This window comes from Haloarchaeobius litoreus, from assembly GCF_024495425.1.
Taxonomy (GTDB): Archaea; Halobacteriota; Halobacteria; order Halobacteriales; family Natrialbaceae; genus Haloarchaeobius; species Haloarchaeobius litoreus.
This window is the reverse complement of record NZ_JANHJR010000001.1, coordinates 623,658-648,639: the sequence shown is the minus strand read 5'-3', so window position 1 is coordinate 648,639 and position 24,982 is coordinate 623,658. Positions and strand designations below refer to the sequence as shown.

The 24,982-nt window shown below is 69.7% G+C and carries 23 protein-coding genes; 15 read left to right on the top strand and 8 right to left on the bottom strand.

Annotated features, from left to right (window positions below; translation table 11 throughout):
- Window positions 1-48 precede the first annotated feature (48 nt).
- From NOW55_RS03235 to NOW55_RS03215, 5 genes are all read left to right on the top strand, one after another.
- On the top strand, window positions 49-900 hold the full coding sequence (locus tag NOW55_RS03235; RefSeq protein WP_256398625.1) for an MBL fold metallo-hydrolase: 852 nt from the start codon (window positions 49-51) through the stop codon (window positions 898-900).
- Window positions 901-909: 9 nt separating this feature from the next.
- Window positions 910-1,281 carry a putative quinol monooxygenase gene (locus NOW55_RS03230; protein WP_256398624.1) on the top strand — a complete coding sequence of 124 codons (372 nt, stop codon included), beginning with the start codon at window positions 910-912 and terminating at the stop codon, window positions 1,279-1,281.
- Window positions 1,282-1,348: 67 nt separating this feature from the next.
- Entirely contained in the window at window positions 1,349-1,783 is a 435-nt protein-coding gene (locus NOW55_RS03225) for a universal stress protein (RefSeq protein WP_256398623.1), read from the top strand.
- Window positions 1,783-2,253: a pyridoxamine 5'-phosphate oxidase family protein gene (locus NOW55_RS03220; RefSeq protein WP_256398622.1), complete on the top strand. Its 471-nt coding sequence runs from the start codon at window positions 1,783-1,785 to the stop codon at window positions 2,251-2,253. The genes NOW55_RS03225 and NOW55_RS03220 overlap by 1 nt, the downstream gene beginning before the upstream one ends.
- Window positions 2,254-2,306: 53 nt before the next feature.
- Window positions 2,307-3,890 (top strand): succinic semialdehyde dehydrogenase, encoded by a 1,584-nt coding sequence (locus tag NOW55_RS03215; protein WP_256398621.1) that lies wholly within the window; start codon window positions 2,307-2,309, stop codon window positions 3,888-3,890.
- Here the strand turns inward: NOW55_RS03215 and NOW55_RS03210 are convergent, their stop codons facing one another.
- The 4 genes from NOW55_RS03210 to NOW55_RS20720 are packed head-to-tail and all read right to left on the bottom strand — an operon-like array spanning window position 3,891 to window position 8,612.
- Entirely contained in the window at window positions 3,891-5,498 is a 1,608-nt protein-coding gene (locus NOW55_RS03210; protein WP_256398620.1) for a DUF7519 family protein, read from the bottom strand.
- Window positions 5,495-6,841, bottom strand: a complete 1,347-nt coding sequence (locus NOW55_RS03205) for a DUF58 domain-containing protein (protein WP_256398619.1) — start codon at window positions 6,839-6,841, stop codon at window positions 5,495-5,497. The genes NOW55_RS03210 and NOW55_RS03205 overlap by 4 nt, the downstream gene beginning before the upstream one ends.
- A complete protein-coding gene (locus NOW55_RS03200; protein ID WP_256398618.1) occupies window positions 6,838-7,491 on the bottom strand; it encodes a DUF7269 family protein in 654 nt (217 codons plus the stop codon). Before NOW55_RS03200 ends, NOW55_RS03205 begins: the two co-directional genes overlap by 4 nt.
- A complete protein-coding gene (locus NOW55_RS20720) occupies window positions 7,488-8,612 on the bottom strand; it encodes a DUF4129 domain-containing protein (protein ID WP_256398617.1) in 1,125 nt (374 codons plus the stop codon). Before NOW55_RS20720 ends, NOW55_RS03200 begins: the two co-directional genes overlap by 4 nt.
- 136 nt (window positions 8,613-8,748) lie before the next feature.
- Here NOW55_RS20720 and NOW55_RS03190 point away from each other — a divergent pair, with 136 nt between their 5' ends.
- Complete coding sequence (locus tag NOW55_RS03190) at window positions 8,749-9,801, top strand: M48 family metalloprotease (protein ID WP_256398616.1); 1,053 nt, start codon at window positions 8,749-8,751, stop codon at window positions 9,799-9,801.
- 29 nt (window positions 9,802-9,830) lie between these two features.
- Here the strand turns inward: NOW55_RS03190 and NOW55_RS03185 are convergent, their stop codons facing one another.
- The 3 genes from NOW55_RS03185 to hutH form a co-directional block, all read right to left on the bottom strand.
- The gene (locus NOW55_RS03185) at window positions 9,831-10,607 is read right to left on the bottom strand and encodes an SDR family NAD(P)-dependent oxidoreductase (RefSeq protein WP_256398614.1); all 777 of its coding nucleotides are present in this window, start codon (window positions 10,605-10,607) and stop codon (window positions 9,831-9,833) included.
- Window positions 10,608-11,017: 410 nt separating this feature from the next.
- Window positions 11,018-13,162 (bottom strand): NERD domain-containing protein, encoded by a 2,145-nt coding sequence (locus NOW55_RS03180; RefSeq protein ID WP_256398613.1) that lies wholly within the window; start codon window positions 13,160-13,162, stop codon window positions 11,018-11,020.
- A gap of 282 nt (window positions 13,163-13,444) precedes the next feature.
- Complete coding sequence (hutH, locus tag NOW55_RS03175; protein WP_368407685.1) at window positions 13,445-15,013, bottom strand: histidine ammonia-lyase; 1,569 nt, start codon at window positions 15,011-15,013, stop codon at window positions 13,445-13,447.
- Window positions 15,014-15,226: 213 nt separating this feature from the next.
- Between hutH and NOW55_RS03170 the strand changes: the two genes are divergently transcribed.
- Entirely contained in the window at window positions 15,227-15,676 is a 450-nt protein-coding gene (locus NOW55_RS03170) for a universal stress protein (RefSeq protein ID WP_256398612.1), read from the top strand.
- A 3-nt stretch (window positions 15,677-15,679) separates the two neighbouring features.
- On the opposite strand, the gene NOW55_RS03165 is transcribed toward NOW55_RS03170, so the two are convergent.
- Entirely contained in the window at window positions 15,680-16,501 is an 822-nt protein-coding gene (locus NOW55_RS03165) for a DUF8054 domain-containing protein (protein ID WP_256398611.1), read from the bottom strand.
- Window positions 16,502-16,666: 165 nt separating this feature from the next.
- Here NOW55_RS03165 and NOW55_RS03160 point away from each other — a divergent pair, with 165 nt between their 5' ends.
- From NOW55_RS03160 to NOW55_RS03125, 8 genes are all read left to right on the top strand, one after another.
- The gene (locus NOW55_RS03160) at window positions 16,667-17,746 is read left to right on the top strand and encodes a TrmB family transcriptional regulator (RefSeq protein ID WP_256398610.1); all 1,080 of its coding nucleotides are present in this window, start codon (window positions 16,667-16,669) and stop codon (window positions 17,744-17,746) included.
- A gap of 180 nt (window positions 17,747-17,926) precedes the next feature.
- Window positions 17,927-19,444, top strand: coding sequence for a substrate-binding domain-containing protein (locus NOW55_RS03155; RefSeq protein WP_256398609.1), 1,518 nt, complete (start codon window positions 17,927-17,929; stop codon window positions 19,442-19,444).
- Window positions 19,445-19,456: 12 nt separating this feature from the next.
- On the top strand, window positions 19,457-20,482 hold the full coding sequence (locus tag NOW55_RS03150) for a carbohydrate ABC transporter permease (protein WP_256398608.1): 1,026 nt from the start codon (window positions 19,457-19,459) through the stop codon (window positions 20,480-20,482).
- Window positions 20,479-21,426, top strand: a complete 948-nt coding sequence (locus NOW55_RS03145) for a carbohydrate ABC transporter permease (protein ID WP_256398607.1) — start codon at window positions 20,479-20,481, stop codon at window positions 21,424-21,426. Before NOW55_RS03150 ends, NOW55_RS03145 begins: the two co-directional genes overlap by 4 nt.
- 2 nt (window positions 21,427-21,428) lie before the next feature.
- Entirely contained in the window at window positions 21,429-22,604 is a 1,176-nt protein-coding gene (locus tag NOW55_RS03140; protein ID WP_256398606.1) for an ABC transporter ATP-binding protein, read from the top strand.
- A gap of 2 nt (window positions 22,605-22,606) precedes the next feature.
- Window positions 22,607-22,807 carry a DUF8005 family protein gene (locus NOW55_RS03135; protein ID WP_256398605.1) on the top strand — a complete coding sequence of 67 codons (201 nt, stop codon included), beginning with the start codon at window positions 22,607-22,609 and terminating at the stop codon, window positions 22,805-22,807.
- A gap of 76 nt (window positions 22,808-22,883) precedes the next feature.
- Window positions 22,884-23,969: a Gfo/Idh/MocA family protein gene (locus NOW55_RS03130; RefSeq protein ID WP_256398604.1), complete on the top strand. Its 1,086-nt coding sequence runs from the start codon at window positions 22,884-22,886 to the stop codon at window positions 23,967-23,969.
- 42 nt (window positions 23,970-24,011) lie between these two features.
- On the top strand, window positions 24,012-24,980 hold the full coding sequence (locus NOW55_RS03125; RefSeq protein ID WP_256398603.1) for a sugar phosphate isomerase/epimerase family protein: 969 nt from the start codon (window positions 24,012-24,014) through the stop codon (window positions 24,978-24,980).
- Window positions 24,981-24,982 lie beyond the last annotated feature (2 nt).

Sequence of the window (24,982 nt, the reverse complement as noted above, 5' to 3'; positions counted from 1 at the left end):
CCAACGTGGTGACGACCGACTTTTCCCACCGCCGTTCGAACGGGGCGTATGGTCACGCAGGTCGCCGAAGACACCCACGCCCTCGACGCCCGGATGATGGGGATTCCGGGCGCGATGTCGCCGTACGTCGTCGAGGCCGCCGAGCCGGTCGTCGTCGACCCCGGCCCCGCCGCCGGAATCGAATATGTCGTCGACGGGATCGAGGAGGTCGGCATCGACCCCGACGATGTCGCCTACCTGCTGCCGACGCACGTCCATCTCGACCACGCGGGCGCGACGGGCGCGCTCGCCGAACACTGCCCGAACGCCACGGTCGTCGTCCACGAGCGCGGCGTCGACTACCTCACCGACGCCGCGAAGCGCGACCGGCTGTACGAGAGCGCCCGCGCCGCCGTGGGCGACGAGGTGGCGACGGGCTACGGCCGGCCGGAACTCGTCGACTGCGACCGCTGCCGCGTCGTCTCCGGCGGTGAATCGATCGACTGTGGCGACCGGTCGCTCGAACTCGTCCACGCGCCGGGTCACGCGCCACATCAGGTCGCCGCCCTCGACGACCGGACCGGCACGCTGTTCGCCGGCGACGCGGCCGGCATGAACCTGTTCGGCGAGCTCCTGCCGACGACGCCCGCGCCCGATTTCGACCTCGAACTGAGCCTGGAGACGGTCGCACGCCTCCGCGAACTGGACGCCGAGACGCTCTGCTACGGCCACTTCGGCGCGCGGGACGACCCGGACGACGCGCTCGCCACCTACACCGACCTGCTTCCGGAGTGGGTCGCCGCGGTCGAGGATGCGGCGGCGACGCACGAGGACCGCGACGCCATCGTCGCCACCCTCTCGAACGAGTGGCCCTCGCCGACCATCGAGCGCGACGTGGTCGGCGTGCTGCAGACCCTGTGAGGGCGACCCATGGCAGCCGAACCGACTTTAGGCCCCCGTCCGTCGGTCCAGCCGATGTACGTCGTCCTGACCAGCGTCCCAGTCGACCCGGAGCGTCGCACCGAGGCCCTCGAACTGATGGACGAACTGGCCGAGCAGTCCCGTGCCGAGCCGGGCACCCTCGCGTACCACGCCACGGCCGATCTCTCCGACCCGAACGTCGTCCGGTTCGTCGAGCGGTACGAGGACGTCGAGGCGGCCGAGGCCCACATCGAGACCGAGCACTACGAGCGGTTCACCGACAGGCTGCCCGAGTTCGTCGACGGCGAGATGGAGACGACCCAGTTCCAGGTCGGCGGCGATGTCCACACCCACACGTTCGGGGTCGAGAGCCTCGACTGACGCGCGTCGTTCCCATCGCGGGAGAGTCGTGCAACGTTTTAAGCGGCTGACGGGTGTCCGTTCAGGTATGGTCGACAGAATCCTGGTCCCCTTCGACGAGTCAGAACAGGCACGGACGGCGCTGGAGCACGCGCTGACGACCCATCCCGACGCGGAGGTCGTCGTCCTGAACGTCATCGACCTGATGGAGGCGGGCTACAGCGCCCCGTTCGACGGCGGCCTCCCCGGCTACTGGGAGGAGTGGTACGAGCAGGAGGAGCAGGCAGCCGAGGACCTGCTCGCGCAGGCCCAGGAGCTCGCCGACGAGTACGGCGTCGAGCTGGAGACCGAGGTCGTCGTCGGCCGGCCGTCGCGTTCCATCAACGAGTACGCCGACGAGAACGACATCGACCAGATACTCATCGGGAGCCACGGGCGCACCGGCGTCAGCCGCATCCTCCTCGGCAGCGTCGCCGAGGCGGTCGTGCGCCGCGCACACTGCCCGGTGACGGTCGTCCGCTGATGTTCCCGCTCCGTGGGGCGTGGGACCACGAGGACGTGGCGGCGTTCCTCGACGACGCCCGGATACCGGTCAGGCTCGCGTGTCGCACCCCGAAGGGTGGCCTCTGGATGCTCTCGCTCTGGTTCGAGTACGACCCGGATGCGGGCCAGCTTGCCTGCGCCACGGCCGCCTCGGCCGACGTGGTGCGGTACCTCCGCGAGGACGACACCGTCGCCTTCGAAATCTCGACGAACCGCCCGCCGTACCGCGGGGTCCGCGGGCAGGGCATCGCGACCATCGAACCGGACGAGGGGAAGACGCTGCTGCGGCGGCTGCTCGACCGCTACCTCGGCGGCACCGACTCCGGCCTCGCGCGGTCGCTGCTCGACCCCGCCCGAGAGGAGGTCCGCATCGAGGTCGACGTGACGAAGGCGTACACGTGGGACTTCTCCGACCGGATGCCGAGCGACGCACCCGACGAGCAGGAGTGACGTCGGGTGGGGCCTCGGACACGGTTTTACACCCCCGCCCCGTAGCATCGGCCATGACCGACCTGCTGGCCGACGACGCCCTCCCGTCGACGCTGACGCGCGCTCGATTCGACCGGCTCGACGGCCTCGTCACGACGGCCGTGGACGACCGGACGCGTCGCGCGGTCACCGAGGTGTTCACCGGGGAGACCGCGGCGACCGTGACCGAGTGCGAGCCCGCGGACGTCGAGTACGCCGTCGAGCGTGCCGCGGCGGCCCAGGAACGCTGGGCCGAGCGATCCATCGATGAGCGGACGGCCGTCGTGAAGCGCCTGCACGACATCGTGCTCGACCGACAGGACGAGCTGCTCGACCTCGCCCAGCTCGAGAGCGGGAAGTCACGCGCCCACGCCTTCGAGGAGGTGCTCGACGTGGCGCTGACGAGTCGCTACTACGGCTACCGCGCCCCGGACATGCTCGCGACGGAGCGCCGGGACGCCGCGGTTCCGGTCCTCTCCTCGAAGGCCGAGGTGGTCCACCACCCGGTCGGCGTCGTCGGCGTCATCGCCCCGTGGAACTACCCCATCACGCTCGCCATCTCCGACGCGCTCCCCGCGCTGCTGGCGGGCAACGCCGTCGTGCTGAAGCCCGCGGAGACGACGCCGTACACCGCGCTCGCGCTCGTCGAACTCCTGCGCGAGGCGGGCATCCCCCACGACCTCGTGCAGGTCGTCACCGGCGACGGCGGGGAACTCGGGCCTGCGCTCGTCGATTCGGTGGACTACATCAGCTTCACCGGCTCGACCGCGACCGGCCGGGAGGTCGCCGCCGCCGCCGGCCGCAACCTCGTGGACTGCTCGCTCGAACTCGGCGGGAAGAACTCGGTCGTGGTGCTCGACGACGCCGACCTCGACGACGCCGTCGAGGGGGCCGTCGGCGCGTGCTTCACGAACGCCGGACAGCTCTGTATCGGCACCGAGCGCATCTTCGTCGACGAGTCGCTGTACGACGAGTTCCTCTCGCGGTTCGTCGCCGCCGTCTCCGACCTCTCGCTCGGCCCCGGCTACGAGTACGGCGTCGATGTCGGCTCGCTCGCATCGGGCGACCAGCTCGAGACCGTCGAGGAACACGTCGCCGACGCCCGCGAGCGGGGCGCGACGGTCCACGTCGGCGGCGACCACCGTCGCGACCTCGGCCCGTACTTCTTCGAGCCGACCGTGGTGACGGGCCTCCCGGACGACGCCCGGGCCGCCTGCGAGGAGACGTTCGGGCCGGTCGTGAGCGTCGCACCCGTCGCCGGCGAGCGCGAGGCCATCGAGCGGACGAACGACACCGACTACGGCCTGAACGCGAGCGTCTGGACGACGAACCGCGACCGTGGACGGGCCGTCGCTCGCGAGATCGACTGCGGCACGGTCACCATCAACGGCGGCTACCTGGAGACCTGGGCCGCCATCGACGCGCCCATGGGCGGGCGCAAGGACTCCGGACTCGGCCGTCGCCACGGCAAGGAGGGGCTCATGCGCTACACGGAGTCACAGACCATCGCAGCGAGGAACTACCCGGTCACGCCGCCCATCGGCGTCCAGTCGGAGTGGTACGCGCGGGCGCTGACGGCCTCGCTTCGGCTCTGGCGAAAGGTGCCGTTCCTGCGGTAGTCAGAGGTCGTCGAACTGGGTGTACCACGGGCCGCTGCCCTGGTACTCGTCGTCCCCGCCGCTGTCGTTATCGTCGTCCCCGAGCTCGCCGTCGCCCGACGCGAGCGCGGCGAAGCAGACGAGCGCGAGCAGCAGCAGCGCCAGCGCGCCGACCGCTCGCCAGCGGGGGACGTCGACGACGAGTGCGGCGGCCCCGATGAACTCGACGCCCAGAAGCGTCACGAGGACGGCGACCGCTCCGACGGCAAGCACGCCGGCCGCGTGGATGACCTCGCCGCGGCGGGACTCGGCGGCGCGGCCGACCTCCTCGCCGACCAGCGACGCGTTCACCGAGAGGTCCCACGTCGCCAGCGCGGCCGCCACGCCGATGAACACGACGGGGGCCGGGGCGTCCCCGAAGCCGGCGGCGATGCTGGCGAGCAGCAACAGCCCCGCCCCCGCCGTCGAGCCGTCGTCGGACGCCGAGGTCGTCTCGTCCCACACCAGGAACATGAACACCGGAAGCGAGACGAGGACGGCACACAGGGCGACGACGACGAGGCCGAGGAACGTCGTCCCCATGCCGTAGGTGCCGAAAGAGAGGTCGAGCGCCGAGCCGTCCGTGACGGCCCAGTCCACCAGCCAGCGGACCGGCGGGAGTGCCGTCAGGACGGCGACGAGCACGGACACCGCGGCACCACCAGCGGCGTACCCCAGCGTCTTCGGTGGCTCCCGGCCGATCCAGCGGACGACCACCCGCTGGCAGAGCCGGGCGACGAGGACGCTGCCGAACAACAGGATGCCGGCACCGAGCAGCGCGTGTGGCACCCACGACTGCAGGAACCGGCCCACGACCGTCCCGAAGGGACCGGTCTGGACCAGCAGTCGAGCGAACAGGGACCGGCCCGCACCGGTGAACGCCAGCACGAACTGGAGTCCGAGCAGGACGTACACGCCCTTCGGCACGTCGCCGACGCGCACCCCGAGCTGACGGAGGGCGGTCTCGCGGCGGTCGAACCGACGGCGTGGGAGCCAGCCGTCGACGACCGCCAGCGCGCGCTCGACGAGGACGGCGAGGACGAGCACCTCGATCTGGAGCATGAGGAAGCTGACCAGTGGAGTGACACCGACGAGGACCCCGTAGCCCGTGACCGTCAGGACCGCAACCGACCGGAACAGCGTGGCGTGCACCGCGGCCAGCACGACCACGCCGGCCACGACGACCACGAGCGACCGCGAGAGCGCGCCGCCGAGCGACCGGACCAGCCCCTCGTCGATGCCGACGGTGGCCGAGAGGCCGAACAGCAGCACGGAGAGCGTTCCGAACGTCGTGACGGCGGCCGCCGCGAGCGACGGCTTGTAGGCACCGATGGCAGCCACGACGCCGAAGATGCCGAAGACGAACCAGATGCTCCCGACCGCACGCTGGCGGCTCTCGTCCTCGGTGACGTGGCGTGCGCCGTGCACCAGCGCCCCGGCACCGACGAGCCCGAGCAGCAACTCGGGGCCCTGCCCGAGCAGGCCCGGACCGGTGCCCAGTCCGAGCAGGAGCGCGGCCACGACGGCGACGGCGAGCGCGAGCCGGCTGCTGAACAGCGCCGGGTCGTCGTCGAACTCGTACGGCGTCATCGCTGCCACCTCCGGGTGGCCCGCTCGATGGCCGCGTACAGCGGCTCGTCCGGCGACCACTCGATGACGTCGGTCGTCCGGTTGCGGAGCGCGGAGAGACGCTGCTGGCGCTTGATGGACTCGACGACGCTCCCCGGCGTCTCCGTCGAGGTCACGTCCGGCGAGACGACCCGGAGGGCGTGGCCCGACGCCCGGAGTCGCTTCAGCAGGTCGAGCGGTGCATCGTCGAGCAGCGGCGAGACGAACACGACCTGTGCGCCGTTCGGGACGCGACGGCGGAGCCAGTCGACGCGCCAGCCGCCGTCGGTGGCGGCCCGCCCACCGATGTCCGTCTCACCCGGAGACGGCGCGGAGTCGCCGTCGTCGGAGTCGTCCGAACCGGGGTCCGTCGCGCTTCCGGTCCCGCGGACGGGGATAGACGTCACCGACTGGATGTCGAGATTGGTCCGGATGCGCGCCGCCTGCGCCTCGCCGGTACCGGGGCGCAGGTAGCCGAGCGAACTGCCGTACTGTGCGAGGCCGACGCGGTTGCCGGCGTCGAGCAGGTGCCCGGCGATGCGTCCGGCCGCGTACGTGCCGAGCTCGACGCCGTCGGGCTCCTCGGGCCGGCGGGAGACCCGTGCCTCGCGGCGCGTGTCGACCACGACGACGATGGTCGCCGCCTGGTCGGTGCGGAACTCGACGGTTCGGAGCTCGCCGCTGCGGGCGAACTCGCGCCAGTCGATGCGGTTCATCGGGTCCGAGTGGTGGTACTGGCGGATGGAGTGGAACTCGATGCCCGAGCCCGTCGAGTCGGTCTCGACGCGACCGGGGTACGGGATGGTCTGGTCGGCGAGGTGCATGTCCTCCACCGGCGCGTGACACGAGAGGCGGCTCTGCAGGGGGACGGTCTCCGTGACCTCGACACTCCCACTGACGTTGCGTGCGATGGCGGTCGGGTCGCCGAACTCGTGGACGCCACGGCGCACCTTCACCGTGTACGTGAACGTCTCGGTCTCGTCGGGCTGGAGTCCGGTCATGTGTCGCGGCGAGCCCTCGACGACGCCCAGCGTCTCGGGGACGCCGTCGAGTATCCGCAGGTCGGCGAGCGGTTCGTCCGCGGCGTTCCGGACGGTGACCGTCACCTCGACCTCGTCGCCGGGCATCGGGGACGTGTCGGCGACCGTGCGCTCGACGTCCAGGTCGAGGGTCGGCGGCCGGCTCGCGTAGCCGTACACCGCGTAGCAGAGGCCGATGGCGGCCGCGCTGAACACGACCGTGTTCTGGACGAGCAGCCCCAGCGTCCCCGTGACGAGGGCGACGGTGAAGCCGACGTTCCAGCGGCCGGTGTCTCGTCGGGTCATTCGGTCTCGACCTCCGTGAGGCCGGCTCGCGCAGCGATCTCGTCGACCGTGTGTTCGACGTGGCGGTCGTACGCCTCGCCGGACAGCCAGTCGTAGAACTGCATCTTGAGTGGTGGTTCGGGTGCGTCGGTGCCACCGAGGAAGCTACTGGCGCGGGGGTCGGTCGTCCAGGTGCCCGCCTCGACCATCGCCGTGGCCTCGTCGTGGCTGCAGCGCTCGCGCCGGGCGAGCACGTCGATAGCGACCGCCCGGATCTCGTCCTCGACTCGGTCGCGGTCGCGAGCCTCCCACCACGCCGATGGGCCGGGGTCACGGAGCGTGCCGTCGACGCTCTCGATGGTGTCGTCGAGGTCGTGTCCGGTCGAGCCGACCGAGTCGTAGTTCGCCGCCTCGAGCACGCCGAACGACGTGGGCTCCGTCGTGGAGCCATCTCGCCCCCGGACGATGCGGACGACGCCGAGGACGGCCGCGGTGATGCCGAGCAGCGCGATGGTGGTCCCGTTGGCGAACGTCACCACCGGACCGCGCAGCGCGGTGAGCGGCATCGGGAGGAACGCGAGCGCCAGCGCGCCGACGAGCGACGCGCTCCCGACGACGGTCAGGAGTCCGCGGACGGAGATACCGAGTCGGTTCAGGATGCGGGGACTCATCCGTCACCCTCCAGGCGCTCTCGTATCTCGGCGAGCGCCTCGCGTGCCGTGCGTTTGCGTTCGTCGCTCCGCGGGTACCGCCCGTAGCGGACGTCGCGGAACACGGCCGTCAGCCGTTCGACGGCCGACCGGGGGAGGCCGCCGTCGACGGCCGCGCGGGCCACCTCGGCAGGCGTCTTCGATTCGGGACGGCGGAGCGGCACGTAGTCGACCATCGTCTCCCAGGCCTCGTCGATGCTCACCGGGCCCTGGTCGACCTCCTCCTCGGCGTCGACGTCGCCAGCGCGTACACCGTCGCGAGGGTCGTCCGGCTTGTCGCCACCGCGCGAGAGCCAGTCACGGGCGGAGATGCCGGCGGTCAGAGAGGAGAGGCCGAGCGAGAGCGAGCCGAGCCCGCTCCCGAAGCCACGGGGAATCGCGACGAGACCCTTGCCGAGGGCCGTCGGGATGGCGACGAACGCCGTCCCGACGCCGGATACGAGTTCGTTCAGGCCGGCGAAGACGCCGCCGACCGTGCGCCCGAGGCCGTCGAGCACCTGTGGTGCCGAGGCAGTCAGGCCGACGAGCACGGACATCGTCCCCTGCGGAATCGCGAGGAAGGAGGCCCGCACGCGGAACGTCGGCAGCATCGGGAGGTCGACGACGTAGCCGTCGAAGTCGCCCGTCTGCTGGCGTTCGACGTCGCCGATGACCGCGAGAACCGCCACGAACACGACGCCACCGAGGAACAGCACGGACAGCTGCAGGAGGAAGGCGAGGACCGGGAAGCCGTCCTCGCGCTCAGGGCCGGTGGACCCACCGGTGTCGTCGTCCTGCTGCTCGGTGGTCGCGGTCGGCTCCCGCGTCGTCGGGGCCACCGTCGCTCCGGGCCCCTCGGTGCCGACCGTCGTCTCGGTCGCCGTCGGTTCCTGCGAAGTCCTCGCGGTGGTGTCCGTCGCCCCGGCGGTGCCGGCCGGGCCATCGACGCCGGCCGGTGCGTCGGGGCCCGACGGTCCCGCGACGCCGTCCCCGACCGTGCCGGGGTACGTGCCGTACCCCGAGGCGGGGAAGAGCGAGGCCGCGAGGAGGACCGTCAGGACGGCGACCACGACGAGGACCGCGCGACTCAGGTCGTATCCCACACGCACGAAGAAATGTCTAAGCGTTTAAATATATTGCTATTCAATCGTCCACCGTTCGTGTGAAATAAGCCCCCTCCAGGCCGCGGTCACATCAATCCACAAATATTTTTGTTTCTTCGGGGACGAACTGGCACTGATGGAACGTGACCCCGACCTCACGTGGCGCATCCTCCTCGCCCTCCTGACGATACTCGTCGTCGACGTCGTCCTCGTCGCGGCCGCCGCCTACCTGGTCGCGCCGTGGCTCGCGCCGCTCCGGGTCGCGGTCGCCGACGCGGTCGGGCTCTCGGGGACCTCGCCACTCGTGTGGGGTGCCGTCGTCGTCCTGCCCGTCTCGCTCGCGTTCGGCTGGGCCCAGCTCCGCTACAGCCGGCGCGGGCTGCTCGACGAGGTCGACGCCCCCCTGGAGTCCGGCGACGAGTACCCCGACGTGCAGGGACGCCTCCAGCGGCTCGCCGTCGGCGCGGGCATGGCGACCCCCTCGCTCGCGGTCGCGCAGACGGACGTCCCCAACAGCTTCGCCGTCGGCGGCGTCACCGACGACACGGTCGTGGTCAGCACCGGCCTGCTCGACGCCCTCGTCGAGGACGAACTCGACGCCGTGCTCGCCCACGAACTCACGCATCTCCGGAACCGCGACGCGTTCGTGCTGACGCTCGCGTCGTTCGTCCCCGCGCTCATCAGCGACGACTTCAGCCCCTTCGGCTCCCGCACGACGAGCACGGCGGTCTGGGTCGGGCTGGTCGGTCTCGCGTACTTCCTCTGTGCCCCGTTCCTCGCCGCCACCCCGTTCACGCTCGGCTACACGGTCTCGTTCGTGTTCGCGCTGCTGGTCACGGTCGTCCTCGGCGGCATCTTCCTCGGCATCGCGGGTGCCGTCGTCCTCGGTCTGAGTCAGCACCTCTCGACGTACCGCGAGTACGTCGCCGACCGTTCCGGCGCGATGCTGGCGGGCCAGCCCGCCGCGATGGCGACAGCGCTCCGGACGCTCGACCGGTCGGTCGAGACCCCGACCGCCGACAAGCGAAGCCGGTACGCGGGCGTCGCCGGCCTCTGTTTCCTCCCGCACGGCTTCTCGACCGACGACGAGCCCGCGGACGAGGGGCAGTTCACCGTGGAGACGCGCTCGCACCCCGGGACCGAGCAGCGCATCGCACGCCTCCAGCAGCTCGAACGCGAGGAGTTCTGAGAACGGTCTGGGAGCCACCGGGGTCGGTTCTACGTCGACAGCAGGTCCGCGCCGCCCGTGATGCCGATGACCTGTCCGGTCACGTAGCGGGCTTGCTCGCTGGCGAGGTAGCAGACCATCGGAGCCACGTCGTCCTCCCGGCCCAGCTCCTTCATCGGCGTCGCCTGCCGAACCCGCTCGAACGACGGCTGGAACTGCTCCAGCGTCTCCGGGTCCATCTCCGCCAGCTCCTTCACGACGATGCTCGGCGCGAGCACGTTCGACGTCACCCCGTCCGTCGCGCCCTCCAGCGCGAGCGTCTTCCCGAAGCCCACCAGCCCGGACTTCGTCGTCGAGTACGACAGCTGCCCGAAGCTCCCGTGTGTGCCCGCGATGGACGCCATCGTGATCACCCGGCCCCAGCCACGCTCTCGCATCGCCGGGAAGACCTCCTTGGTGATGTTGTACGCGCCGGTCAGGTTCAGCTCCACGTCCCGGTCCCAGAGGTCGTCCTCGAAGTCGCCGACACGCGAGACGGCGTCGACGAACCCCGCGTTGTTGACGAGGATGTCCACCCCGCCGGTCGCCTCGCGGATCGCTTCGACGCTCTCGCGGACATCCTCCCGGTCGGTCAGGTCGCAGGTGACGGCCATCGCGTCGCCGCCCCCGTCTTCGATCTCGCTCACGAGGCGCTCCGCGCCGTCGGTGTCCACATCGAGCACGACGACCTCCGCGCCCTCCTCGGCGAGGTGTCGTGCGTCCTCGCTGCCGAGACGGCCCGCACCACCCGTCACCAGTGCTGTCCTGTCGTCGAGTCCGAGGTCCATGGACGCGGAAACGGACCCGCGATTGTTAGTTGTTCGCATCGGTCACTCGCTATTCCGGTATCTGAACCGTCGCCGAGCGACGGGAGCGCGTCGGTTCGACGATACCCGGAAAGCCCCTGCTCGCCCGACTCCCGCGTCTCGTGACCGGTCCTCGCTTCGCTGTCCTTTGAAAGAGCGCTCCGCGCTCGTTCGTGATGCCGTCAGAACGCGGCGCGTCCTGACTGCGTGCCGGACGTGGTCCAGCAGTGACGGGAGAGCTTCGCTCTCTCGAACCACGGTCCGTGCTTCGCCAGGGTTCGTCGAGCGAGCAGCCCCTTCCAGTCCCGCCCACGACCACACCTCCCAGCCTCTCGCATCTCTCGGTTGCGAGGGGTTCGGTTGGATACCGGGGAGACGCCAGCCCCCCGGTCTCAGAACGCATCGAGGGTCGCATCGACCATCGTCCGCTGGAGGTTCGCGGGCTCGGGCGCGGGGAAGGTCACGACCGGCGGCCGCCCGGTGGTCCCGGCGACGGCCTCGTCGAACTCCGAGAACAGTCGGTCGGTGGGGGCGTCGTCGCGGTCGACGCCGGTGAGCGTACACCACGCCTTCGTCCGGGTGAGCGCGACGAACGCCTCGTTCCGGCGCTGGACGAGGTCGGCCGACCGGCTCCCGTCGGCGACGGTGTCGAGGCCGACGATGTACACCTGCGCCGCCTGGTTCCCCTTCGCCCGGTTCACCCGGGAGATGGTGACCGCGCCCTCGCGGTCGAACACGTCGGGGTCGCCATCCCAGACGAGGTTGGGTTCGACGGTCCGGCGGCGGAGGCGGTCGGCGAGCGACTCCCCCCAGTCCCGCGAGTCGTGGACGGGGCCGAGGACGACGACGGCGATCCGCTCGGGAGCGAGCCCGTGGCGGGTCACGTCGCGCCGGACAGCGTCGGCCACCGCATCGAGTTCAGCCCCGCGGTCGGCGAACGTCTCCGTGACGACGAACGGTCGTGCGGCGTCGACCCCGGCGAGGGGGTGCGGGGAGTGCTCGGCGGGGCGGCGGAGCGTCACCGGCGAGCCGTACTGCCGGAAGTCGCCCTCCACCTCGTAGCCGATGTCCTCCCAGCCGGACTGGGTGGTGAGCGCCTGGACCGCGCCGCCGTCGCGGAGCAAGCCCATCCCGAACACGTGGGCGAGCATGAGCACCGGCCGGGGCGTGCGGTACGCCGTCCGCATCACCTGACTCTTCTGGACGCCGCCCTCGTAGCTGCCCTGGAGGTCGACCCGGGGCGTGCCGTCGGGGTCGGTACCGAACAAATCCGTCGGCCGCGGGGCGGACAGCGTCTGGAGGCTCTGAGCCTCGTCGTACGCCCAGACGAGTCGCTTCGGTGGTTCGAGGGCCGCGTACGCGAGCCGGAAGAACGGCGGCTCGAAGTCCTGGGCCTCGTCGACGAGGATGGCGTCGTACCGTTCGGGCACCGGACCGGCGTCGAGCACCTCGTCACAGCACTGCGCGAGCAGGTCACCGTCCGCCCGGTCGAACGCCGACCGGGCGTCGCCGTAGGTTCGCGGCTCGACGCCGGTGGCCTGTGCGACCTCGTAGTAGAGCCCGCGCCGGGTCCGCCCGCCCCAGCCGTGCAGCACCTGCAGCCGGTCCCAGTCGGGGTCCTCGCCCGTGTAGTGCTCGTGGTACCGGCGGATGGTCTCGATGACCGTCGGGTAGAGCGAGCGGGTCTGGAACGTCACGACGACCCGCCAGTCGGGGTGTCTCGCGTGCATCTGGGCGGCCTTCTGGGCGAGCAGGACCGACTTGCCCGAGCCCGCGATGCCGCGGATCTGCTGTGGCCCGTCGGGGATCTGCAGGCCGATGGCCTCCTGCTTGGCGTCGAGTCGCTTCAGCCCGCCGGCGACGTGCTCGTACAGCTCGGCCTTCGTGCTGGCGTCCTCGGGGGACGGGCCGTCCGCGACCTCGGGCCGTGCGTCGCCGCTGATGGGCTGACCGCCGCTGAGGACCGCCCGGGCAGCCCCGTACGTCGCCGCGTCGAGCGGGCCGCCGGCGGTCCCCGCGAGTCGGTCACGTAGCCCGCCCGGCGTCAGCTCGTCCGCGGTCAGCACCGGCGGAGCCGACGGGAGCGAGCCGAAGCGCTCGTCCCACGCGTCGCGCTCGACGTTCGGGAGCGCGACGAGGAAGTTCGCCGGCACCGTCGGGTTCCCCCGCTCGTCGCTCAGGGCCGGCTCGCCGTCGAGGTGGTTCAACAGCCGGAAGCCGTGGTCACGGGCCTGCGTGTACGGCGTCGCCGTCGACTGGCGGGTGCCCTGAAGCCGCCAGCGGTCGCCCTCGATGGCGGCGACGTGGTCCAGCCGGTAGCCCTTGCACTCGACGACGACCAGCCCGAACTCCTCGTGCAGCAGGACGAAGTCGGCCTCCCGGTCGAACGACGCCCGGTCGGGGGAGACGATGGGGTACCGCCAGTACGCGACGCCCCGGTCGCCGGGGCCGAACGCCCGTGTGACAGCCCGCCAGACCGTCCGCTCCGCGTCGACGCCGGCGTGGTCGCCCCCCTCGCCGGACGCGATGAACTCCATGCCGGCGAACTGGTCCCGGCCCGGGCATAAGCGTGTCGGGGAGCGGACTGTCACGTCCGAGGGTATTCTTCCGGGACGTTTTGACGAACACCGCATGAGTATCGACGAAGCGCCGAACCGCAAGGAGACGGTCGAAAACGGCATTCTAGCGGTACAATGTTGTAAAACTCTTAAATAGACGAGGCGGTGAGCAGCGTTTGCGACGCGGCGTGCTGCGTCTGAGGCGCCACTCCCCCAACTCCCCCCACGGTGTCTCGACGGGTCGCGCGCCGAGTCGCTTTTCTACTCCAGCGGCTCCGAGAGCGACTCGGACACCGCGTCGTCGAGCATCCCCGAACTGACCAGCGCCGCGACCCGGTCCATCTCCGGTGCGAGTTCCCGGTCCGCGTCGAGCGGGTCGACCAGTTCCCTGACCGCGTCGTAGGCTGCCGCCGTCCCTGCGCCGGGTGAGAGGTCGTCGTCGACGAACTCCATGGCCTGTGCGCCACAGAGGAGTTCGACGCCGACGACGGCCGTCGCGTTGTCGACGGCGGTGCGAGCGTGGTGCGCCGCCTGCGCCGACATGCTCACGTGGTCCTCCTGCCCACCGGAGACCGGCGTGTTATCCGTCGCGGCCCGGCCGAGCGACCGACACTCGTTGACCAGCGACGCCGCGGTGTACTGCGCGATCATGTACCCCGAGCGGAGCCCGCTCTCCGCGGTGAGGAACGGTGGCAGGTGTGGCTCCTGGAGGTTCGGGTTCACCATGCGGTCGACGCGGCGCTCGCAGATTGCCGCGAGGTCGGTCATGGCGGCGGTCAGGTAGTCGAGTCGGTGCGCGAGCGGCGCGCCGTGGAAGTTCCCGCCCGAGAGCACCGCGGCCGTCTCGGTGCCGGATGCGCGGGCGTGGGTCGTCCCGGCGTCGAACACCAGCGGGTTGTCGGTCGCGCTGTTCAGTTCGACCTCGACGGCGTCGCGGAGATGGGCCACGGCGTCGCGGACCGCGCCGTGGACCTGCGGGAGACAGCGGATGCTGTAGGCGTCCTGGACGCGGTCGCAGTTCCGGTGTGACTCGACGATCTCCGACTCCGCACAGCAGCGGCGGACGTTCCGGGCGCTCTCGGCCTGCCCCTCGTGCGGACGGACCTCCTGGATGACGGGGGCGCTGCTCGCGGTCGTCCCCATCGTCACCTCGGTCGTCAGCGCGCCCGCGATGTCGGCCGCACGAACGACGCGCTCGGCATCGACGACCGCCAGCGCCGCCTTACCGACGGTGAGCTGGGTGCCGTTGATGAGCGCGAGCCCCTCCTTGGCCTCCAGCGAGAGTGGTTCGAGGCCGACCGCCGCGAGGGCCTCGTCGCCGGACAGTCGCTCGCCGTCGTGGTCTGCCTCGCCCTCGCCGAGCAGGACCATTGCCATGTGCGCGAGGGGGGCGAGGTCGCCGCTCGCACCGAGGCTCCCGCGCGAGCGGACGACCGGGTGGACGCCCTCGTTGAGCAGCGTCAGCAGGTGGTCGACGACCGTCTCGCGGACCCCGGAGTTGCCCTTGACAAGCGCGTTGATCCGCGTGACGAGCATCGCGCGGACCTCGTCCGTCGTACATTCACGACCGGAGCCGGCGGCGTGGCTCCGGAGCAGGTTCGTCTGGAGGTCGGCGACCCGTTCCGGCGGGATGCGCTCGTTGACGAGCTCGCCGAAGCCCGTGTTGAGGCCGTACACCGCCTCGCCGGCCTCGAGCACGTCCTCGACGCGCTCGCGGGCCGTCCGTACCCGCTCGCGGGCGTCGTCCGCGACCGCGACCGGCTCCTCCTCTCGCACCACCGCCACCACGTCGGCCGGCGTCAGCGTCTCACCGTCGAGCGTGACTGTCACGCACAGTCACCCGTCGTGTCCGCTGTCTCCTCGTTCATATCACCTACAAGGAGGGCCAGCCCGAAGGGAGCTACCCCAGCTATTGGAGGGTTCTTCAAGTGTGCCGGCCGTGAGTCCGGTAGCTGGACGCCACCGACGATTCCACAAATCTTCATACGAATTCGAGTAAATCAGCATGCGATTTTATGTCGGACCGGGTCCAATGCGGGGCAAATGGCACTCGAAACGGTACTGCTCGCGGTCGGACGCGGCGACAAGGAACGGGTAGACGCACTGACAGAGACGGTCGCGGACATCGCCGGGCCGGCGGGCGCGACGGTCGTCCTCGCACACGTCTTCGGCGAGGACGAGTACGCGGAGGTCCGCGAGAAGCTCGACATCGACCCCGCCGCCGAGGTGACGGCCGACAACGTGGCCGAGCGCTACTCGACGGTGCGGGAGATCAGGTCGACGCTCGACGCGGCCGGCCTCGACGTCGTCGTCCGCGGCGGCGTCGGCGACTACGGCGAACGCGTCGTCGAGATCGCCGGCGAGGAGGACGCGGACCTCGTCGTCGTCGGGGGGCGGAGCCGCTCGCCGACCGGGAAGGCGGTGTTCGGCTCGACCGCGCAGTCGGTCATGCTGAACGCGCCGTGTCCGGTGACGTTCGTCCGCGGCGCCTGAGTCTCACTCCTCCGTCGGGAACGTGAAGAGCAGACTGTCGCAGTCGGTGCAGGCGAGCACGTGGTCCGGCTCGGCGGCCGTCCCGGGCGGCCCGCCACAGCAGTCGACGGTCGTCGTCTCCTCGACGGGTCCGCCACAGTCCGGGCACTCCGCCAGGAACGAGCGCAGCGGTTCGACGGCCAGCAGCTGTGCCTCGCGGGTGAGGCCGGAGCCCGCCAGCGCGTTGACGCCCGCGACCTCCGCGATGACGACCGGACGGGTGAGCCAGGCGTCGTGGAGCCGGTTGCCGTCGTGGCTCGCGACCACGACGTACTCGCCGCGCTCGTTGCGTTCCGCGCGCACGTCGGCGTCCATCCTGACGCCCATGACGGCCTCGGCGAGTTCGTCCAGCGTCGCCTCCTGTAACGGTCCCATCGCGTCACGCCAGCGCGTGCGGAACTCGTCGGTCATGTAGAGCCCCTCGGCGTCCTCTGCGAGTACGCCGGCCTGGAGCAGCGTGTCGACGACTGCGTCGGGGTCGGCCTCCCCGCCGAGGGAGCCACCGAGCTCCCGCTCCGGAGGACCCTCGTCGTGGCCGAACGTCCCGCCGACACCGAGTGCGTTCGCGAGCCGGGGTGCGAACCGCGGCGTGTACGGCACGACGTAGCCGCGCGCCCAGACGCCGAGCAGGCCCAGCACCGCGACGACGCCCGCCACGATGGGGAAATCGGCGACGTAGACGGCGACGGACGCGGCGAGGACGAGCACCACGTTGACGACCGTGCAGGGCCAGCACCGCCGCGCGCCCGTGTACTCCGGTCGCCTGATGACGTCGAGTGCGGTCATGCCCGAAACTGGCGGGCGCGCGGGCCTAAACCTGTCGTCGGCGGCGGAGGGAGTTGCTGGCGACGATGGGACCGGGCCAGCGGGTCGAGACTGTGGCGCACCCGCACCAGCACCGGCCATCGGAACCCCGCAAAGGTCTTTACGCGCACTGCTCGCACCTACCGTATGGAATCGGACGCACTGCGCGACGTGCTCGAGGAGGCCGAGCTGTCGCCGTATCAGGCCGACGCCTACGTCGCGCTGCTGGACCTGGGGACCGCCTCGGCGCGGGAGCTCGTGGCGGCGTGTGACGTGCCGGACCCTCGAATCTACGACGTGGTCCGGTCGCTGGAGGACCGCGGCTACGTCGAGACGTACGAGCACGAGAACCTCCGCGTGCGGGCGCACAGTCCCGCGGACGTGCTCGAGGACCTGACCGCGCGGGCCGACCGGTTCGAGGCCGCCGCCGACGAGATCGAGGACCGGTGGGAGCAGCCGGAGCTGGACCGACACTCCGCGAGCATCGTCAAGCGGTTCCAGACGGTCGTCGACCGGGCGCGACTGTTCATCGAGGACGCGGAGAACCAGATCCAGCTCTCGGCCAGCCCGGAGCAGTTCGAGCAGCTGGAGGCCGCGCTCTCCGAGGCGCTCGACCGCGGGGTCTACATCCAGCTCTGCATCTACACCGACGTCGACGCCGGCGAGGAGATTCCGGACCGGACGCGGCTGGCGGCGGCGTCGACCGAGGCCCGCCACCGGCCGCTCCCGTCGCCGTTCGTCGCGCTGGTCGACCGGCAGAAGGCCTGTTTCGCGCCGCACGAGTACACGCTGAACGAGTACGGCGTCCTGGTCGACGACCGGCTCCACGAGTACGTGTTCCACTGGTACTACGTCGGCTGTCTCTGGGAGATCTGCGACGAACTGTACTCCGCCCGCAACGACAGTCCGCCCATCGAGTACATCGACATCCGCGAGTTCATCCGCGACGTGGAGCCGCTGCTGATGGCTGGGGAGACCATCCACGTGCGCGTCGAGGGCAAGGCGATCGACGACGGCGAACCCATCGAGGTGGCGGGCGTCGTCGCCGACACGTTCTACGAGGGCAACTCCGAGGGCGGCGGACACCGGACGCCACTCGCACAGCTCGCCGGCCGGGCGTCCATCACGGTCGATACGGGCGAGGGCCTGTTCACTGTGGGCGGCGAGGGCGCGATGCTCGAGGACATCGAAGGGATGCGTGTGACCGTCCTGGAACGTGATGCCTGACCGATGAGTTCTGCCGCTCGCGGCTCCTTCTACTTCGACAGCTGACGTAAAAACACGCAATTCGTGGTGCGTCTGCCGGCATCGGGACTCCATTACGCAACGAAGTAGTATAATATTACTTACTACAACGGCCGTTGTACACTCGCTAATTATAAATTATAAACCCCCGCATCTACGCTTATGCCTGTGAATGATTCGCAGGGGACACGGGAATCGGGACGTAGAGTATCGCGGCGGGTCTTCGTCAAGACGACCGGCGCTGCCGGCGTCGGCGCGTCGCTCGCTGGCTGCCTCACGGGAGGTGGTGGCGGCGACGGCGACGACGGCGGCGGTGGCGGCCGCACTGACACCCAGATAAACACGGAGGCACCCGAGGAGGACATCACCATCCAGTGGGCTGCCGACGACAACTTCGCCGATGCACAGTCCGAGATCCAGTCGTCGCTCGAAGACGCCGGACTGCCGGACAACATCCAGCTGGAGATAATCAGCGGCTCCTTCACGACGGGGGACCGCCGGAACCAGTACAACAACATCCTCAACGCGGGGCAGTCCGAGCCGACGATACTGATGGTCGACAACGGGTGGGCCATCCCGTTCATGGTTCGGGGACAGCTGCTCAACCTGAGCGACGCGCTCCCCTCGGAGATGGTGGAGACGGTCAGGAACGACTACTTCCAGGCCAGCGTCTCCACGGCGACGTACAACGGGGACCTGTACGCCGTCCCGCTGTTCGCGGACTTCCCGACGATGCAGTACCGGAAGGACCTCGTCGAGGACGCCGGCTATGACCCCGAGGGCGAGAACTGGGCCGAGGAGTCGATGAGCTGGCAGCGCTTCTCCGAGATAACCGCCGACGTGGCGGCACAGAACGGAATGGACGGCTTCACCTTCCAGGGAAGCGCCTACGAGGGCCTCTCGTGCTGTGCGTTCAACGAGTTCATGACGAGCATGGGCGGGGCGTACTTCGGTGCCCACGAGAACCTGTTCGGCCCTATCGGCGACCGGCCCATCACCGTCGAGGAGCAGCCGGTCGTCGACGCCATCCGGCTGATGCGGACGTTCGTCCACGGCGAGAGCGACCCGCACGCACTGGAGGGCATCACCGGCGACATCTCGCCCGAGGCCGTCATCCAGTACACGGAGGAGCCCTCGCGCGAGCCGTTCACCAACGGGGAGGTGGTGATGCACCGCAACTGGCCGTACTCCATCGTCATCAACGGCGGCGAGGAGAACTTCGGCGAGGACCTCGGCGTCATGCCGATTCCGTACGGCACCACGCCCGAGGAGGCCCAGTACGAGGGCACCGGCGGCCCCGCGGCCGCCCTCGGTGGCTGGCATCTCGCCATCAACCCGAACGCCTCCGACGCGAAGAAGCAGGCCGCCGTGCAGGTGCTCCGGGCCATCATGAACGAGCAGAGCCAGCTCGACCGCTTCGAGATCGGCGGCTGGGCACCGCCCGTCCCCGAGCTCATCGACAGCGAAGCCGCACGGGACCTCGACGTCATCGGCCGGTACACGACGCAGCTCCGCATCGCCGGCGAGAACGCGGTGCCGCGGCCGGTCACGCAGGTCTGGAACCAGGAGTCCCAGCAGATCTACTCGGAGGTCAACGGCTCGCTCCAGCAGAACAAGGCACCGGACCAGGCGATGTCCGACCTCGCGTCCGCGCTCGAACAGATCGAGAACTCGGTGTAACGCCAGCCAGCCATGGCAACGGAATCACCCACACGAGGCGGGGGCGGCACGGAGAGCACGCGCTCCAGCCGGTCCTCGGCCGTCACCACGTGGCTGGAGAACCTCAGCGAGGCGCAGTTCGCCTACCTGCTGTTGACGCCGGCGTTCCTGTTGCTCGGGGTCATCGCGTTCTGGCCGTTGCTGTCGACGATGCAGCTGTCGCTGTACGCGGACAACCTCGGTGCCGCCCGCATCGGCGCGTTCGTCGGCATCGAGAACTACGTCCAGCTGTTCACCGGGCAGAAGGACGCGCTGATGCCGTCGCCGTTCCTGCCGGACGACCTGTCGATGGACTCGCTGTTCGGCAGCGCGCTGACGGTGACGCTGCTCTTTACGGTCATCTCGGTGACGTTCGAGACGGTCATCGGCTTCGGGCAGGCGCTCGTGCTGGACAAGGAGTTCCCGGGACGGCGCTGGGTCCGCGTCGCCATCATCATCCCGTGGGCGGTGCCCATCGTCGTCCAGGGGATGATCTTCTACCTGCTGTTCAACCCGAACATCGGGCTCATCGTCGGCGACGAGGATGCACCGACGTTCCTGCAGGAGATCGGCGTCTTCTCGCTGACGCCGCTGGCGAACTCGGTGGACGCGACGATGATCGTCATCGTCGCCGACATCTGGAAGACGTCGGCGTTCATGGCCCTGCTCATCCTGGCGGGCCTGCAGAGCGTCGACCGTAACCTGTACGACGTGGCACGCGTCTCCGGCGCGTCGCCGTGGCAGCGCTTCCGGTACATCACGCTGCCGCTCATCCTGCCGACCGTCCTCATCGCGATGCTGTTCCGGACCATCCAGTCGATGCGCGTCTACGGCGTCATCGAGTCGACCATCGGCTCGTCCGGCTGTACGACGGTGCCGTCGCTGTCCTGTCTCGTCGTCACGACGTTCAACAACAACCTGCTCGGCACGTCGGCCGCCGTGGCGGTGGTCACGGCCGGCATCATCGCACTCGGCGTGAGCGTCTACATCCTCGGATACGCACGGAGGGAGATGATATGAGCACCGACGACAACCCGTTCGACGGACCGGACAAGGAGTTAAAGCGCGGCCCGTTCCAGCAGTGGGTCGAGAACTCCATCAAGAACCCCCAGCAGGTGTACCGGGCGATGCTGTACGTCGTCACGATATTCTTCGTCGTGACGACGCTGTTCCCGTTCTACTGGCTGCTGGTCCTGGCGCTGACGCCGGGCGACAGTATCTCGGAGGCAGGACTGTTACCGGCCGGCTTCAACCCGGAGATCTTCCTCACCATCTTCGAGCAGGTGCCGTTCCTCCGGTACATGTTCAACAGCATCTTCCTCGCGCTGGTGACGACGGCCATCGTGCTGCTGCTGGCGAGCCTCGCGGGCTACGTCTTCGGCCGGCTGGAGTTCCCCGGCCGGCGACCGCTGATGCTGCTCGTGCTCGCCATCTCGTACTTCCCGCCGGCGGCCTTCTTCCTGCCGCTGTGGGACCTGTTCAACGGGAACGTCAGCATCTTCGGCGTCAGCAGCCCCAGCCTCTACAACACGCCGGGGTCGATGCTGCTGCCGTTCAGCGCGCTGTTCATGCCGCTGTCCATCTTCATCCTGACGACGTTCTACGCCCAGATTCCGGACGGCCTGGAGGACGCCGCCAGGATCGAGGGGACGACCAGACTCGGCGCGCTGTTCCGGGTCATCGTGCCGCTGTCGGCACCCGGCGTGGCGACCGCGGGCGTCCTGACGTTCATCGCCGTCTACAACGAGTTCTTCTTCTCGTTCCTGATGACGGACGGACGCGCACAGAACTGGGCCCCCATCGTGGGCGGCATCCTCCAGTTCCAGCGGGCGGGACAGTTCCAGACGACGTACAACGCGATGGCCGCCGCGAGCATCGTCGCGGTGCTCCCGGTGACCGTCCTCGTCGTCGTCGCACAGGAGAAGATCGTGAGCGGTCTCACGAGCGGTGCACTCAAGGAGTAACCATGGCAGGCGTAACACTCACCGACGTCGTCAAGCAGTACAGTGACGTCACGGCGGTCGACCACATGAACCTCGACATCAGGGACGGCGAGTTCGTCACGCTCGTCGGCCCGTCGGGCTGTGGCAAGTCCACGACGATGGAGACCATCGCGGGGCTGACCAGCGTGACGAGCGGCCAGATACACATCGGCGACCGGGAGGTGACGAACCTCCCACCGAAGGACCGGGGCATCGCGATGGTGTTCCAGAACATCGCGCTGTTCCCGCACATGGACGTGTACGAGAACATCAGCTTCGGGCTCCGGCTCCGCAAGTACGACGACGACGAGATCCGCCGTCGCGTCGAGCACGCCGCGGAGGTCGTCCAGCTGGAGGGGATGCTCGAACGCAAGCCCGACGAGCTCTCGGGCGGGCAGCGTCAGCGCGTCGCCATCGCCCGCGCCATCGTCCGGAACCCGGACGTGTTCCTGATGGACGAGCCGCTCGCGAACCTGGACGCGAAGCTCCGGGTCCACATGCGGACCGAGCTCCAGCGGCTGCACAAACAGCTCGATACGACCATCATCTACGTCACGCACGACCAGGCGGAGGCGATGACGATGTCGGACCGCATCGCCGTCATCAACGACGGGACGCTGCAGCAGATCGACCCACCGCTGGTCTGCTACAACGAGCCGTCGAACCTGTTCGTCGCGGGCTTCATCGGCTCGCCGTCGATGAACTTCGTCGAGGGCGAGATCACCGACGGCGGCTTCGAGTCGCCGCGCTTCGGCGTCACCTTCGACCCGTCGGCGTACGGGCTCACCCCCGGCCAGTCGGTCACGCTCGGCATCCGTCCGGAGGACATCTACCGGCAGTCCGACACGGCCGGTATCACGGACGCCTCGGCCCCCTTCCCGGTGCGGACGGACGTGCTGGAGCCGATGGGCGACGAGATATTCGTCCACCTGCGTTTCGGCGAGGCCGACGAGACGATGGAGGACCCGGACGCCGACGACCGGCTGCTCATGAGCGTCGACCCCGACGCGGACGTCGCCGAGGACACCGACGTCTCGGTCGTCCTCGACCGGTCGCGGGTCCACCTCTTCGACACCGACAGCGAGGAGGCGCTGGTCCACGGGCTGACGGCGGCACCGACTGCGAGCACATCGGACCCGGAGGAGGCGAGGGGTGACTGACGATGAACGAGGTCGCACTCGTCTACTACGGCGGCGGGACGCTGCTGTTTTTCTTCTGGGTCTACGGCATCGTGTCGTTCGTCCGGGACCTGCGGCGGACGTACGTCCCGGCGCTCAGGAAGCTCCTGACGGCGCGGCGAGCGAAGAAACAGCAGCGCGCGGAGGCAGAACAGCGCGAAGAACGAGAGCGACAGCTCTACTGAACGCGTGCCCGACGACGGGCGCGCCACGGGCGGTACGGCGACAGCAACTGCGACACGGCAATATCAACCACAAAAGATGAAAACGGACGGAACAGTTCGAGTCGGAATCATCGGTCTCGGCGGCATCGGCGGCATCCACGCCGACCACCTCGAGGCCATCGCCAGTGCGGGGAACATCGCGGTCGAGCTCGTCGGTGGGATGGACATCTCGTCCGATGCCCGACGCAGCTTCGAGCGCGAGTACGGCGTCGAGACGGTCGACGACGCGACGGCGCTCTACGAGCGCGTCGACGCGGTCATCGTGACCACGCCGAACCGATACCACGAGGAGTACGTCGTCGAGGCGCTCGACGCGGGGCTCGACGTCCTCGTCGAGAAGCCGCTCGCGCACTCGCTCGCGAGCGCGGAGCGCATCGCCGCCGCGGCCGAGACGGCCGACGGTGCCTGCATGGTCGGGTTCCACAACCGGTTCGCGGCCGAGGCACGGGTCCTCAAGGAGCACGTCGACCGCGGCCGCTTCGGCGAGGTGACCCACGTCGACGCGACGTACGTCCGCCGGCGGGGCATCCCCGGGCGCGGGTCGTGGTTCACCGACGAGTCCATCGCCGGCGGCGGCGCGCTGCTGGACATCGGTGCACACGCCATCGACCTCGCGCTCCACTTCCTCGACTTCCCGGAGATCGTCGAGGTCTCCGGCGTCACGCGGTCGACGTTCGGCCCCGACGAGGGCTACACGTACCTGGAGATGTGGGGCGAGGACGGCGACGGCGAGTTCACGGTCGACGACTCCGCGAACGCGATGATACGCACCGCGGACGGAGAGACGGTCGTGCTCGACACGGCCTGGGCGTCGAACCGGCCCACGGAGAACAGCTACCGCGTCCGCGGCACCGACGCCGGTGCGGACCTCGACCGCGAGGCAGAGTCGCTGACCATCTACGAGGTCGACGACGCCGGCGCGCCGCACTTCTCGGATACGACCGTCACGACGCGGCGCGAGCCCGCACACCGGACCGAACAGCGCGTGTTCCTCGAGGCCGTCGCGGCCGGCGAACCACCGCGCACCAACACGGTCGAGCAGGCGTTGACGGTCCAGCGCGTGCTCGACGCAATCTACGAGTCCGCCGGGACCGGAGAGGCGGTCTCGCTACGCGAACGGTGACACGAACCCAAGAGACTCCCCGACACCCACCAAACACGACCCATGCATATCGGTGTACTCACGGTTCCACTCGGTGACGAATCGCTCGACGACGCGCTCGACTACCTCGCCGGCATCGGCGTCGACGCGGTCGAGGTCGGCTGCGGGGGCTACCCCGGCGACGACCACCTCGACCGCGCCGAACTGCTCGACGACGCGGACGCGCGCGCCGCCTTCCGCGAGACCGTCGACGAGCACGGTCTGTCCGTCAGCGCGCTCGCGACCCACAACAACCCGCTCCACCCGGACCCGGAGCGGGCCGACCACGACGACCGGGAGCTGCGCGAGGCCATCGCGCTCGCGGGCCAGCTCGGCGTCGACACCGTGACGTGCTTCTCCGGGCTCCCCTCGGGGAGCCCCGAGGGCGCGGTCCCGAACTGGATAACGGCCCCGTGGCCGCCGGAGCACGCCGAGGCGCTGGACTACCAGTGGGAGCTGGCGGTCGACTACTGGTCGGACATCGCCGAGCACGCCGACGAACACGGCGTCGACGTGGCGATAGAGATGCACCCGAACATGCTGGTGTACGAGCCGACAGGCATGGTCCGACTGCGCGATGAGACGAGCGAGCGTATCGGCGCGAACTTCGACCCGTCGCACCTCTACTGGCAGGACATCGACGTCGTCGAGGCCATCCGGTACCTCGGGGAGCACGACGCCATCCACCACGTCCACGCCAAGGACACCCGGATCTACGACCACCACGCGGACGTGAAGGGCGTCCTCGACACGACGGACTACGCCGACACCGCCGAGCGCTCGTGGCTGTTCCGCTCCATCGGCTACGGCCACGGCGAGGAGCACTGGAAGGACGTGGTGTCGACGCTCCGGATGGTCGGCTACGAGGGCGCGCTCAGCATCGAGCACGAGGACGCGCTGACGAGCTCGCGCGAGGGTCTGGAGAAGGCCGTCGACGTGCTCTCGCGTGCCGTCTTCGCGACCGAACCCGGCGACGCCTACTGGGCGGAGTGACC